Source organism: Pseudomonas sp. 1 R 17 (genome assembly GCF_900067035.1).
In the GTDB taxonomy this organism is placed as follows: Bacteria; Pseudomonadota; Gammaproteobacteria; order Pseudomonadales; family Pseudomonadaceae; genus Aquipseudomonas; species Aquipseudomonas marginalis.
On sequence record NZ_FKLB01000038.1, the window covers coordinates 77,655 to 91,319 of the forward strand.

A 13,665-nucleotide genomic window follows, 5' to 3' on the forward strand; every position below is an offset into this window, starting at 1 on the left:
GACCGTACGACCAAAGTGGGTCGCTAAACGACGTATTTAGTCTAATTTTCACAACCGCAAGTCATCATGTAGTATGCCCTCCCGTGCACTACATAATGAAAATCCGAAACAGCGCATTAGCTCCGCAGAGTGAGGCAAGCAATGACTGAACACGTTCAAGTCGGTGGCCTGCAGGTCGCCAAAGTCCTGTTCGACTTCGTGAACAACGAAGCCATTCCCGGTACCGGCATCACTGCCGACCAGTTCTGGGCCGGTGCCGACAAGGTCATCCACGACCTGGCACCGAAGAACAAAGCCCTGCTCGCCAAACGCGACGATTTCCAGGCGCGGATCGATACCTGGCACCAGACTCACGCCGGCCAGGCCCACGACCCGGTGGCCTACAAAGCCTTCCTGCAAGACATCGGATACCTGCTGCCAGAAGCCGCAGACTTCCAGGCCTCGACCCAAAACGTCGATGACGAGATCGCCCGCATGGCCGGCCCGCAGCTGGTGGTGCCGGTGATGAACGCCCGCTTCGCCCTCAACGCGTCCAATGCCCGTTGGGGCTCGCTGTACGACGCCCTGTATGGCACCGACGCCATCAGCGAAGCCGACGGCGCCGAAAAGGGCAAGGGCTACAACAAAGTGCGTGGCGACAAGGTGATTGCCTTCGCCCGCGCCTTCCTCGACGAAGCCGCGCCGCTGAGCGCCGGCAGCCACGTCGATTCCACCGGCTACAAGATCGTCGACGGCAAGCTGATCGTCAGCCTCAAGGGCGGCAGCAACAGCGGCCTGCGTGACGACGCCCAGTTGATTGGTTTCCAGGGCCCTGCGGCCGAGCCGATCGCGATCCTGCTGAAACACAACGGCCTGCACTTCGAAATCCAGATCGACGCCAGCACCCCGGTTGGCCAGACCGATGCCGCCGGTGTCAAAGACGTGCTGATGGAAGCCGCACTCACCACCATCATGGACTGCGAAGACTCCGTCGCCGCCGTCGATGCCGATGACAAGGTGGTGATCTACCGCAACTGGCTCGGCCTGATGAAGGGCGACCTCGCCGAAGAAGTGGCCAAGGGCGGCAAGACCTTCACCCGCACCATGAATGCCGACCGCGTCTACACTGGCGTCGACGGCCAGGACGTGACGCTGCACGGCCGTTCGCTGCTGTTCGTGCGCAACGTTGGCCACCTGATGACCATCGACGCGATCCTCGACAAACACGGCAACGAAGTACCGGAAGGCATCCTCGACGGCCTGCTCACCAGCCTGGCGGCGGTCCACAGCCTCAACGGCAACAACACGCGCAAGAACAGCCGCACCGGTTCGGTCTACATCGTGAAGCCGAAGATGCACGGCCCTGAAGAAGCCGCGTTCACCAACGAGCTGTTCGGCCGCATCGAAGACGTGCTGAACCTGCCGCGCAACACCCTCAAGGTCGGGATCATGGACGAGGAGCGCCGCACCACGGTCAACCTCAAGGCCTGCATCAAGGCCGCCAGCGAGCGCGTGGTGTTTATCAACACCGGCTTCCTCGACCGCACCGGCGACGAGATCCACACCTCCATGGAAGCCGGTGCGATGGTGCGTAAGGCGGCGATGAAGGCGGAAAAATGGATCGGCGCCTACGAGAACTGGAACGTCGATATCGGCTTGAGCACCGGCCTGCAAGGCCGTGCGCAGATCGGTAAAGGCATGTGGGCGATGCCCGACCTGATGGCGGCGATGCTCGAACAGAAAATCGCCCACCCACTGGCCGGCGCCAACACCGCCTGGGTGCCATCGCCGACGGCCGCCGCACTGCACGCGCTGCACTACCACAAGGTCGACGTGTTCGCACGCCAGGCCGAACTGGCCAAGCGCGAACGCGCGTCGGTGGACGACATCCTCACCATTCCCCTGGCCAGCAATACCGATTGGTCCGACGAAGAAATCCGCAACGAACTGGACAACAACGCCCAGGGCATCCTCGGCTATGTGGTCCGCTGGATCGACCAGGGCGTGGGCTGCTCGAAAGTGCCGGACATCAACGACGTCGGCCTGATGGAAGACCGCGCCACCCTGCGCATCTCCAGCCAGCACATTGCCAACTGGCTGCGCCACGGCATCGTCAACGAAGCCCAGGTGATGGAAAGCCTCAAGCGCATGGCGCCGGTGGTGGACCGCCAGAATGCCGGGGATGCGCTGTACCGTCCGCTGGCGCCGGATTTCGACAGCAATATCGCGTTCCAGGCAGCGGTGGAGTTGGTGATTGAAGGGACCAAACAGCCCAATGGCTATACCGAGCCGGTGTTGCACCGCAGGCGTCGGGAGTTCAAGGCTAAAAACGGCCTGTAAATGAAAAAGCCCTGATCGTGAGATCAGGGCTTTTTCTTTGGGGCTGTGGTGTGGATGTACCCGGTCAACTGTGGGAGAGGGCTTGCTCCCGATGAGGCCCGTACAGACACTGCAAAAATCAGGAAGCCATCCCCAACTCGCGCTTTACCAGCTTCGCCAACTTCACGCTGTCGATCGGCTTGAGCAAAAAATCCACCACGCTCAAATGCATCGCATCAATCACATCCGGCGCTTCGGCATCCCCCGACATGATGATGATCGGCAACGCCGCGCGGGTGGATTCGCGCACTTGCTTGATCAACTCCAGACCATTGCTGGGTTTCATGCGCAGATCGGTGATCAGCAAGCCGATGGAACTGCTGGACTTCAATAAATCCCACGCGGCCTCGCCACTGTCGGCCGTCATGCAGCGAATACCGTCCAAGCCCAGGATCTCCGCCAACAGTTCACGCGCGTCCTTGTCGTCATCAACAATCAACACGCGTTGTGGCGGTAAATCAGGCTCCAGCATCACGGCGCTCAGCGCCTCGCGCTCGGCATCACTCAAAATATCGTGGTCGGACATACGTTTCTCAGCGGTTTTCGACAATCTTCCAGCACACTCGTCAGACATCTGCGGAAGGGCGTTCAATGTGCACTTCGTCGGAAAGTTTGCCTAGTGGGTGTTCTACGGGGTTTGGACGATAGTCGTGTAAGGTTTTTCCCTAGTTCTGCGGCGTTTTCATCGACCTAGACTTACGTCCAATGGGCACCCGCCGCTCAGGAGTCGACCATGCAGGACGATAACGACAAAAAAATTGCGGTCATGGTTATGAGTAAAGCTGATGCCTTCGCCCAGGCGGGAAAAACTGCTGTATTGCAGAACATCCACGGCACCCTGCAGTTCCTGCAACGCTTCCCACCGTTCAACCAGATGGAAAACGCGCACCTGGCGTTTCTGGTGGAACAGTGCCAACTGCGCTTCTTCGGCCCCGGCGAGAGCATCCTCAAGCCGTCGGGCGGGCCGGTGGAACACTTCTACATCGTCAAGCAGGGCCGCGTCGTGGGTGAACGGCCGGACGCCACGCAAGCCACCTTCGAAATCACCACCGGCGAGTGTTTCCCCCTCGCGGCGCTGTTGGGTGAGCGCGCCACCCGCACCGAACACAAGGCCGCTGAAGACACCTTCTGCCTGCAACTGAACAAACCGGCCTTTATCAAGCTGTTCGCGCTGTCCAGCCCGTTCCGCGACTTCGCCCTGCGCGGTGTCAGCAGCCTGCTCGACCAGGTCAACCAGCAAGTGCAGCAAAAAGCCGTGGAAACCCTCGGTACCCAATATTCCCTGAATACCCGCCTGGGCGAATTGGCCATGCGCCATCCGGTCACCTGCAGCCCGCAGACACCGTTGCGCGAAGCGGTAACGCTGATGCATGAGCAGCAGGTGGGCAGCATTGTGATTGTCGATGAACACAAGGCGCCCCTGGGCATTTTCACCCTGCGCGACCTGCGCCAAGTGGTGGCCGACGGTACCGGCGACTTCAGCCAGGGCATTGAAGGCCATATGACCCAGGCGCCGTTCTTTTTAACGCCGGACCACAGCGCCTTCGACGCGGCCATCGCCATGACCGAGCGGCATATCGCCCACGTCTGCCTGGTCAAGGACCAGCGCCTGTGCGGGGTGGTGTCCGAGCGCGACCTGTTTTCCCTGCAACGGGTCGACCTGGTGCACCTGGCCCGCACCATCCGCAATGCGCCACGGGTGGAGAACCTGGTAGCGCTGCGCGGCGAGATCGGCCAACTGGTGGAGCGCATGCTCGCCCATGGGGCGTCGTCTACCCAGATCACCCACATCATTACCCTGCTCAACGATCACACCGTGTGCCGGGTGATCGAGTTGACCCTGGCCGAAAAAGGCGATCCCGGCGTACCGTTCAGTTGGCTGTGTTTCGGCAGCGAAGGCCGGCGCGAGCAGACGCTGTACACCGACCAGGACAACGGCATCCTGTTCGAGGCCAGGGACGCCGTGGAGGCCGCCGAGATTCGCGGGCGGCTGCTGCCCCTGGCGCAGCAGATCAACCAGAGCCTGGCACTGTGCGGGTTCAGCCTGTGCAAGGGCAACATCATGGCCGGTAATCCCGAGCTGTGCCTCTCGCGGGCGGAATGGGCGCGGCGGTTTGCGGCGTTTATTCGCGAGGCGACGCCGGAAAACCTGCTGGGCTCGAGTATCTATTTTGACCTGCGCGTGGTGTGGGGCGATGAGCGCGGCTGCGAGCAACTGCGCCAGGGCATTCTCGACCAGGTCGGGGATAACCGGCTGTTCCAGCGCATGCTGGCCGAGAACGCCTTGCGCCAGCGCCCGCCCGTAGGACGCTTTCGCGATTTTGTGCTGACGCGTAAAGGCGGGGAAAAGGCCACCCTCGACCTCAAGGTGCAGGGGCTTACCCCCTTTGTCGACGGCGCACGCCTGTTGGCCCTGGCCAACGGCATCCATGCCAATAACACCCTGGAGCGCCTGCGCCAACTGGTGGTCAAGGAAGTGATCGAGCCCCTGGACGGCGCCGCCTATGAAGAGGCCTATCACTTTATCCAGCAAACCCGCATGCAACAGCATCAGTTGCAGACCCGCGAGAACCAGCCTTACTCCAACCGCGTCGACCCCGACAGCCTCAACCACCTGGACCGCCGCATCCTGCGCGAATCCCTGCGCCAGGCCCAGCGCCTGCAAAGCAGCCTGACCTTGCGGTATCAGCTGTGAGCTTGTTTGACTGGCTGCGCACAGCCAAGCCCAGACTGGATACCGCGCAACAACAGCGCCTGGAACAACTCTCCAAGCCCGCGGTGTTGGGCGACAGCACGTTGCGCAGCCAACGCTGGGTAGTGGTGGACCTGGAGACCAGCGGCCTGAATCTCAACCGTGACCAGGTGCTGTCCATCGGCGCGGTGGTGATCGAGGACGGCGCGGTGGATTTTTCCCAACTATTCGAGCGCACCCTGCACCGCGCCGACACCAAACTCAGCCCCAGTGTGCTGATCCACGGCCTCGGCCCCAGCGCCATCGCGGCGGGCAGCGACCCGGCCGAGGCCCTGCTGGACTTCATGGAGTTCGTCGGCGACAGCCCGCTGCTCGCCTTCCACGCCCCATTCGATCAACACATGCTGGGCCGCGCGCTCAAGGACAGCCTGGGGTATCGACTGGCCCACACTTTCCTCGATGTGGCCGACATCGCCCCGCTGTTGTGCCCCGAGGCGCATATCCGCGAAGCCGGGTTGGACGACTGGGTCAACCACTTCAACCTGCACGTGGGCGAACGCCATCACGCCAGCGCCGACGCCCTGGCCACGGCGGAGCTGATGCTGATCCTGTTCAGCCGCGCGCGTCAGCAGCAGATCGATACGCCTCAGGCGCTGCAAGAGCGCTTGAGCCAATGGAAACGGCGTAAACACGCGCCATCGTTTTAATGTGATCTCCCGACAGACGCCAATTGCGCCCGCCCCACGCCTCTGACACAATCGCGAATAATTCTCGTTAGTTTAAACCTCTTGTTTATTCGGTGATGCCTTGTCGTCGGTCCAGAACCCACACAGTGAGCTTGTTGGCGCGTTGTACCGCGACCATCGTGGCTGGCTGCTGGCCTGGCTGCGGCGCAATGTGGCCTGCCCGAGCCGTGCCGAAGACCTGAGCCAGGACACCTTCATGCGCCTGCTCGGCCGTGACGAGTTGCGCGAGCCCCGCGAGCCACGGGCGTTTCTGGTGGCCATCGCCAAGGGCTTGCTGTTCGACTACTTCCGCCGCGCGGCCCTCGAACAGGCCTACCTCAGCGAACTGATGCTGATCCCGGAAAGCGAACACCCGTCGCCGGAAGAACAGCAACTGATCCTCGAAGACCTCAAGGCCATCGACCGCCTGCTCGGCAAGCTGTCGAGCAAGGCCCGCGCCGCCTTCCTCTATAACCGCCTCGACGGGCTGGGCCACGCCGAAATCGCCCAGCGCCTGGGCGTGTCGGTGCCGCGTGTGCGCCAGTACCTGGCCCAGGGCATTCGCCAGTGCTACATCGCCCTGTATGGCGAGCCGCTGTGAACGTGATCAGCTCCAAGCCCGTGTCGGCCCGTGTCCTGGATGCGGCGATTGCCTGGCAGTTGTCCCTCGATTCGGGTGATGGAAGCGCGGTGGAGCGCGAAGAATTCAGCAAATGGCTGGCCAGCGATGAAGAGCACGCCCGTGCCTGGCGCCAACTGGGCATGCTCGACCAGCGTTTCAGCGTGGCCTCGGGCCCGGCGCGGGCGGCGTTGTTACAGTCGCGCGAGGGCATTCGCCAGCGCGTGCGCAAGCTCGGCAGCGGCCTGGCGAGCATTGCGCTGGTGTGCGGCCTGGCGTTGTTTGCCGGCGAGCGCTACGTGCCGATCCACTATTGGCTGGCCGACCAGCGCACCGCCACCGGCGAGCAGCGCACGCTGAAACTGGCGGACGGTACGTTGATCAACCTCAACACCCACAGCGCCATCGACGTGCGCTTCGATGAGAAGCGCCGGCTGATCGTGTTGCAGGAAGGCGAAATCCTCGTCGAAACCGGCCACAACGATGCGCGCCCGTTTTATGTGCAAACCCGCGACGGCAGCCTGCGCGCGCTGGGCACGCGGTTTATCGTCAAGCGCGAAGACGACGCCACGCGCCTGAGCGTGCTGCAATCGGCGGTGGGCGCCCAGCCCGAAGCGCTGGCGCAGGAACAGGTGTTCAAGGCAGGCCAGCAAGTGCTGATGCGCAGCGACGGCCTCGGCCCTGCCCTGGCCGTCACCCCCGCCACCGATGCCTGGACCCGCGGCATGCTGGTGGTCGACAACGTCCGCCTGGGCGATGTGGTGCAGGAACTCAGCCGCTACCGTACAGGCCATCTCGGGGTGGATAAAGACGTGGCCGACCTGCGCATCACCGGCAGCTTCCCGCTGCACGACACCACCCTGGCGCTCAACGCGCTGCTGCCGACCCTGCCGGTGCAGATCGAACAGCACACGCCGTGGTGGGTGACAGTGGTCGCCAAGACACCTGAGGCCAAATAAAAAATATTTTCCACCGGCCCTATCACTTTTGAAATCTCGCTCGGCACATAGGCAATTGCGAATTACTTCCATTCAGGAGCCGCCCTATGTCCCGCACGCTAGACACCTTGTTGCGCCCCAGCCTGTTAGCCGTGGCCATTGCCCTCAGCGCCCCGCTGGCCAGCACTGCGCTGATTGCCGCCGAACAAGCCTCCAGCGTGCGCGCCTACAACCTGCCGGCCGCGCCCTTGACCAGCACCCTGAACCAGATCGCCAGCCAGGCCGGCCTGGCACTGACCCTCAACCCAGCGTTGGCCTCGGGCAAGACCTCGGCCCCGGTCCAGGGCCAGTTCGATGCACCGGGTGCACTGCGTGAAGCCTTGCGTGGCACCGGCTTGCAGCTGGAGCAGAGCAGCGCCGGGACGTATACGCTGGTGGCGGTTCCGGAGGGGGTGATGGCGCTGCCGGTGACTAACATCACAGGGCAAGATGGCAACCAGGAAAGTGCCTGGGGCCCGGTCCAAGGCTACCTGGCCACACGCACCGCCGCCGGCACCAAGACCGACACCGCCCTGGTGGAGGCCCCGCGTTCGATCTCCGTGGCCACCCGCGAGCAAATGCAGGATCGCAACGTGCAGAACCTGGACGACGCGGTCAAATACATGCCCGGCATCGTGTCCGCCAGCTATGGCAGCGACACCCGCTACGACTGGATGCGCGTGCGCGGCTTCGAGCCCACCCAATTCCTCGATGGTCTGCCACTGCCGCGCGGTGTGTACGCCAACCCCAAAGCGGAAACCTGGAACCTCGACCGCCTCGCGCTGCTGCGTGGCCCGGCCTCGTCGGTGTACGGCCAGACCCCACCGGGCGGCCTGCTGGACATGGTCAGCCGACGCCCCAGCGCAGAGTCGAGCAACGCCATCCAAGTGCAATACGGCAGCGACAACTACCGCCAGATCAACTTCGCCAGCACCGGCAAGATCGATGATGAAGGCCAATTCCTCTATGGCCTCAGCGGCGTGGTACGCGATGCCGGCACCCAGGTCGATCACATCGACAACAAGCGCTACAACATTGCGCCGAGCCTGACCTGGAACATCGATACCGACACCAAGCTGACCCTGCTCTCGCAGTTCACCCGTGACGATACCGGGACCACCAGCCAGTTCATGCCGATCCAGGGCACCAAGATCAAATCGCCGCTGGGCGAGGTCTCCCACCACAAGAACCTGGGCGACCCGGACTACGAGTTCTACGATCGCACCTACTACGCGCTGGGCTATGCCTTCGAGCATCGTTTCAACGACACCTGGCAGTTCAAGCAAAACCTGCGCTATACCAAGTCGGATCTGTCGTTCCAGCAACTGACCGTGGGTTCCTACGCGTTCTCCCCCGCGGATGCAGCGGGCAATATCAGCCGCTCGACCACCAACGTCGACGAGGACATCGGCCAGTTCGCAGTGGATAACAACTTCCAGGCAGACTTTGTCACTGGCGATGTCATCCACACCCTGCTGCTCGGCCTGGACCACCAGCGCACCGATACCTCCTATCGCGCGATATTCGGGACGGCCTCGGGCACCAATATTTTCAACCCGATCAATACCCAGCCAACCCTGCGCCCGACCGATGTCCGACCTTTTTACGACTACAACCAGAAAACCGTGCAGACCGGTCTCTACGTGCAGGACCAGATGGCCCTGGACAAGTGGCGCCTGACCCTGGGCGGGCGTGAAGATTGGGTGCATCAGGGCACCACCTACTTCAACGACAGCGATGCGACCAACACTGACCGCATCAAACACTTCAGCGGCAACGCGGCGCTGAGCTATGTATTCGACTCGGGCTTCGTACCCTACTTGTCCTACGCCGAGTCGTTTCAACCGGCGAGCAACGCCGATACAAACGCGCTCAAGACGTTCAAGCCCACCGAAGGCAAGCAGTGGGAAATGGGGGTCAAGTATCAGCCGCCCGGCTCCAATACGTTGCTCAGTGCAGCGGTCTACGACCTGACCCAGAAGAATGTGCAGGTGACCACCCTCGGCGCTGGGGGCCAGCAGATCAACAGCCAGACCGGCGAAGTGAAGGTCAAGGGCCTGGAGTTGGAAGCCGTGTCCGATGTGACCGAGAACCTTAAGGTCATCGCCGCCTATACCTTGGCAAAATCCGAAGTGCAGAAAGGCATCTACAAAGGCAACCGCCTGACACTGATGCCCAACCAGCAAGCCTCGCTGTGGACCGACTACACCTGGCACACCGGTGTGCTTGACGGTTTCGGCATCGGCTTTGGCGCCCGTTACACCGGCAACACCTATGGCGACCAGGCCAACACCTGGCTGGGAAAGGCCAACGCCTATACCGTGTTTGACGGTGCGGTGCATTACGACCTGGGCCGCCTGGACAACAGCCTCAAGGGTGCATCGGTCAAGTTGAACGCCACCAACCTGTTCAACAAGGACTACCTGTCGACCTGTGATGGCAACTACTGCTACTTCGGCGACCAGCGCAGCGTCGTCGCCAGCGCCACCTACCAGTGGTAATCGACCGCTTATGTGGGCGGCTTTGGCGTGTTTGAAGCATGAGTCTCTACACAACTTCAATAGGCTAATGCGTAGCAGCTGTCGAGCCTTGGCGAGGCTGCGTTTGCGGTGTGTCAGGCATAACGCAAACGCAGCCTCGCTTGCGCTCGTCAGCTGCTACAAGGCTAGAAAATGAAAAGCAAAACCATCCGCCGCTGGTCCTTCATCCACACCTGGACCAGCCTGATCTGCACGGTGTTCCTGCTGCTGCTCGCCCTCACCGGCCTGCCGCTGGTGTTTCACCATGAGATCGACCACCTGCTGGGCAACGAGCCCGATCTGGCGCAGATGCCTGCCGATACGCCACAGCTCGACCTTGAGCAACTGGTGAGCAAGGCCCAGGCCCATCGCCCGGGCGAGGCCATGCAATACCTGGCGTGGGATGAAGGCGACAAGAACGGCGTGATCGCGATCATGGCCGCCACAGCGGGCACCGAACCCAACTCATCCCACACCTTCATGCTCGATGCGCGCACCGGCGACGCGGTCGAGATGCCTTCGGCCAATGGCGGCTTCACCCTGTTCCTGCTGCGCCTGCATGTGGATATGTTCGCCGGCCTGCCGGGCAAGTTGCTGCTGGCGTTCATGGGCATTCTGTTTGTGCTCGCGATTGTCTCGGGCACGGTGCTGTACCTGCCATTCATGCGCCGCTTGAAGTTCGCCACGGTGCGCCAGGACAAGTCCAGGCGCCTGCGCTGGCTCGACCTGCATAACCTGATCGGCGTGGTCACCCTGACCTGGGCACTGGTGGTGGGCGTGACCGGCGTGATCAGCGCCTGTGCCGACTTGATCATCGCCGCCTGGCGCACCGACAGCCTCAGCGCAATGATCGAACCCTACAAAAACGCCCCGCCCCTGACCCAACGCGCACCGGCCAGCGAGCTGCTGAGCATCGCCGCCAAGGCCGCGCCCGGCATGCAGCCGGACTTTATCGCCTTCCCCGGCACGCGCTTTTCCAGCGAGCACCATTACGCAGTGTTCATGAAGGGCAGCACACACCTGACCTCGCACCTGCTCACGCCGGTCCTGATCGACGCCGGCACCCTGGCCGTCACCGCCATCGCCGAACGGCCGTGGTACATGGACGCCATGGGCATGTCGCAACCACTGCACTTCGGCGACTACGGCGGCATGCCGATGAAGATCCTCTGGGCGGCGCTGGATGTGCTGACCATCATCGTCCTGGTGAGCGGGATTTACTTGTGGATCGTGCGGCGCAAGGCGGGCAAGGCATGAAGCCAAGGCAGTCGAGTTTCTGGAGGGTATTTGGCATTCCCCTGGGGATTGGCCTGCTCAGCGCCGCCGGGTTGTTTGCGGCGTTGCTGGGGGATGGGCTGTGGGATTCGTTGAGTTGGGTGGGGTTGGGCATCCCCGCGTTGATCGGCGCATGGGCCCTCCTGTAGGAGCCGGCTTGCCGGCGAAAAACCAGAGAGCACCGCGTCAAAGCAGACGCGCTGCGTTATCGTTAACGTTCTTCGCGAGCAAGCTCGCTCCTACAGAGGAAAGCCCATGTCTGCGCCCAGCATGACCTTGTTCCACAACCCCGCGTCACCGTTCGTGCGTAAAGTCCGCGTGCTGCTGGCCGAGACCGGCCAGCAGGACCGCGTCGCCCTGCATGGCTGCATGCCGACCCCGGTCAACCCCGATGCGCAGCTGGTGCAAGACAACCCCGTGGGCAAGATCCCGGCACTGCGCCTGGCCGACGGCAGCGTGCTGCACGACAGCCGGGTGATCCTCGATTACTTCGACCACCAGCACGTCGGCAACCCGCTGATCCCCCGCGATGGCTCGGCCCGCTGGCGCCGCCTGACCCTGGCTTCGATGGCCGACGGCATCATGGATGCCGCCGTGCTGGTGCGCTACGAGACCGCCCTGCGCCCGGTGGAAAAACACTGGGCGCAGTGGCTCGACGAACAGCGCAACAAGATCCGCCGCGCCCTCGCCGAGCTGGAACAGGACGCCATTGCCGAACTGACCAGCCACTTCGATATCGCTTCGATCAGCGTGGCCTGCGCCCTGGGCTACCTCGACTTTCGTCATCCCGACATGCAATGGCGCTTGGATAACCCCAAGCTTGCCGCCTGGTACCTCGAGGTCAGCCAGCGGCCTTCGATGCAGCAGACCCAGCCGCCGGCCTAGCGGGCCTGTTGTAGTGAGCGGGCTTGCCCCGCGCTGGGTGGCGAAGCCGCCCCAAAACCTGCAATGGCGGTCCATCTGGAGAAACTCATTGCCTGGAATGGGGCCGCTTCGCGCCCCAGCGCGGGGCAAGCCCGCTCACCACAACAGCACTTCGCCACACTGGAAATAGCGCATTGATTTTGCCCACCAACAGCACCCGCGCCTGCTGATCCTCGCGCAACCCGATCATTGCACCGCCTCCAGGTCGAACTGCAGCGGCTCGGCCGCCTTGCGCTTGCCCACGCCGTACCAATCCAGCTTACGCGTCAGCACCATCACCGTCCCCAGCAGCCCGAACAGCAGCAGCGAGCCCATCAGCAGCGCGTAGTCCTCGGCACTCAACAGCCCGTACAGCAAGCCATACAGCGCCGCCAGCCCCGCCGAAAACCCCAGGCCATGGGCAACGCTGCGCAGCACGTGGCACACGTAGAACCCGATCAACAGCACGCAGGCACTCGCCGAAATCAGGTAGGCCAAGGCAAAGCCCAGGTGCTCGGACAACGACAACAACAGCAGGTAGAAGAACGCCAAGGCAACGCCCACCAATGCGTACTGGACGGGGTGCACCGCCAGGCTCTTGAGCACTTCGAACAGGAAGAAACCGGCAAAGGTCAGGGCGATAAACAGCAGCGCGTATTTGATCGCGCGGTCGCTCTTGAGGTACTGGTCCACCGGGTCGATGAAGTTCACGCCGAAGCTGCGGTTGTTGAAGTCGTTGCAGCCCTGGCCGTCCAGGCACGTTTGCAGGGCCTGTTCGAGGTTGGTGGAAAAGAATGAGGTCTGCCAGTTGGCCGTGAAGCCGTTGTCAGTCACTTCGCGCTGGGCCGGCAGGAAGTTGCCGATAAAACTGGGGTGCGGCCAGTTGGAGGCCAGGGACACCTGACTGGTCTTGCCCACCGGCACCACTTGCAGTTGCTCGGTGCCTTGCAGGCGCAGGTCGAAGGCGAAGTCCACTACAGCCGGTTTCTTGCTGTCCTGCTCCGGCAATGCCACATGCACGCCCTCCCCCAGCCAGTCCACTTGGGAGCCCGGCTCGAACTCCAGGCGCTGGCTGCCCAGCTCCAGCTTCAGCGCATTTTCGATGCCGCGAATATCGCTTATCCCCACCGCCAGAAACGCCGGTTCGAAGCGGTAATCGGCAAAGTCTTCGGTGATGCCCAACTGTGCCGGCAGCTCGAAACGCCCACTGATACGGTTGTCGGCATGGAACAGCCGCGCCTGGTAAATCCCCCGTGCGCGCAGTTCGGTCTGCACCTTGCCGTCGAGCTCAAAACGGTCCGGCAGGAAATACAGGCGCCCCCGCTCTTCACGGGTGACCTCGTAGCGCTTGTTGAGCTTTTCATTGAGCTTCCACTCGCGCACGGTCTTGCGATACGGCACCACCATCACCGGGCCGGTGAGGCGCTGGGCGTAGCTGGAACTTCGGGCGATGTCCATCAGGACGCCGTCGCGCAGTTGCTGGCGGTCACTGATGATGCCGTTGATCATCAGCAATGGAATCAGCAACAGCAGGATCAGCAGCGCAATCGCGCCAAGTTTGAAAAGCAGGCTGCGGTTCATGGGTCTCTCCCTGTTT

Annotated in this window: 12 protein-coding genes; 9 read left to right on the top strand and 3 right to left on the bottom strand. The window is 62.6% G+C overall.

Annotated features, from left to right (window positions below; translation table 11 throughout):
- Positions 1–141 precede the first annotated feature (141 nt).
- Positions 142–2,319, top strand: a complete 2,178-nt coding sequence (locus BFP99_RS13895; RefSeq protein ID WP_065947472.1) for a malate synthase G — start codon at positions 142–144, stop codon at positions 2,317–2,319.
- 118 nt (positions 2,320–2,437) lie between these two features.
- On the opposite strand, the gene BFP99_RS13900 is transcribed toward BFP99_RS13895, so the two are convergent.
- A complete protein-coding gene (locus tag BFP99_RS13900; protein WP_065925425.1) occupies positions 2,438–2,884 on the bottom strand; it encodes a response regulator in 447 nt (148 codons plus the stop codon).
- Positions 2,885–3,130: 246 nt separating this feature from the next.
- Here BFP99_RS13900 and BFP99_RS13905 point away from each other — a divergent pair, with 246 nt between their 5' ends.
- The 8 genes from BFP99_RS13905 to BFP99_RS13935 all read left to right on the top strand — a co-directional run bounded on the left by BFP99_RS13905 (position 3,131) and on the right by BFP99_RS13935 (position 12,050).
- The gene (locus BFP99_RS13905; RefSeq protein WP_176719693.1) at positions 3,131–5,053 is read left to right on the top strand and encodes a putative nucleotidyltransferase substrate binding domain-containing protein; all 1,923 of its coding nucleotides are present in this window, start codon (positions 3,131–3,133) and stop codon (positions 5,051–5,053) included.
- Positions 5,050–5,757 (top strand): 3'-5' exonuclease, encoded by a 708-nt coding sequence (locus BFP99_RS13910; protein ID WP_065925427.1) that lies wholly within the window; start codon positions 5,050–5,052, stop codon positions 5,755–5,757. Before BFP99_RS13905 ends, BFP99_RS13910 begins: the two co-directional genes overlap by 4 nt.
- 100 nt (positions 5,758–5,857) lie before the next feature.
- A complete protein-coding gene (locus tag BFP99_RS13915) occupies positions 5,858–6,376 on the top strand; it encodes an RNA polymerase sigma factor (RefSeq protein ID WP_027605963.1) in 519 nt (172 codons plus the stop codon).
- Positions 6,373–7,353 carry a FecR domain-containing protein gene (locus BFP99_RS13920; RefSeq protein WP_065947474.1) on the top strand — a complete coding sequence of 327 codons (981 nt, stop codon included), beginning with the start codon at positions 6,373–6,375 and terminating at the stop codon, positions 7,351–7,353. The genes BFP99_RS13915 and BFP99_RS13920 overlap by 4 nt, the downstream gene beginning before the upstream one ends.
- Positions 7,354–7,439: 86 nt before the next feature.
- On the top strand, positions 7,440–9,872 hold the full coding sequence (locus tag BFP99_RS13925; RefSeq protein ID WP_065947475.1) for a TonB-dependent siderophore receptor: 2,433 nt from the start codon (positions 7,440–7,442) through the stop codon (positions 9,870–9,872).
- Positions 9,873–10,043: 171 nt separating this feature from the next.
- Positions 10,044–11,147, top strand: a complete 1,104-nt coding sequence (locus tag BFP99_RS13930; RefSeq protein ID WP_065947476.1) for a PepSY-associated TM helix domain-containing protein — start codon at positions 10,044–10,046, stop codon at positions 11,145–11,147.
- Positions 11,144–11,314, top strand: a complete 171-nt coding sequence (locus tag BFP99_RS32785; RefSeq protein WP_137212390.1) for a DUF4175 domain-containing protein — start codon at positions 11,144–11,146, stop codon at positions 11,312–11,314. The genes BFP99_RS13930 and BFP99_RS32785 overlap by 4 nt, the downstream gene beginning before the upstream one ends.
- Before the next feature lie 106 nt (positions 11,315–11,420).
- Positions 11,421–12,050: a glutathione S-transferase gene (locus tag BFP99_RS13935; protein WP_065947477.1), complete on the top strand. Its 630-nt coding sequence runs from the start codon at positions 11,421–11,423 to the stop codon at positions 12,048–12,050.
- 85 nt (positions 12,051–12,135) lie between these two features.
- On the opposite strand, the gene BFP99_RS33280 is transcribed toward BFP99_RS13935, so the two are convergent.
- Both BFP99_RS33280 and creD read right to left on the bottom strand, forming a co-directional pair.
- On the bottom strand, positions 12,136–12,279 hold the full coding sequence (locus tag BFP99_RS33280; RefSeq protein WP_159440258.1) for a hypothetical protein: 144 nt from the start codon (positions 12,277–12,279) through the stop codon (positions 12,136–12,138).
- Positions 12,276–13,649, bottom strand: a complete 1,374-nt coding sequence (creD, locus tag BFP99_RS13940) for a cell envelope integrity protein CreD (RefSeq protein ID WP_065925432.1) — start codon at positions 13,647–13,649, stop codon at positions 12,276–12,278. The genes BFP99_RS33280 and creD overlap by 4 nt, the downstream gene beginning before the upstream one ends.
- Positions 13,650–13,665 lie beyond the last annotated feature (16 nt).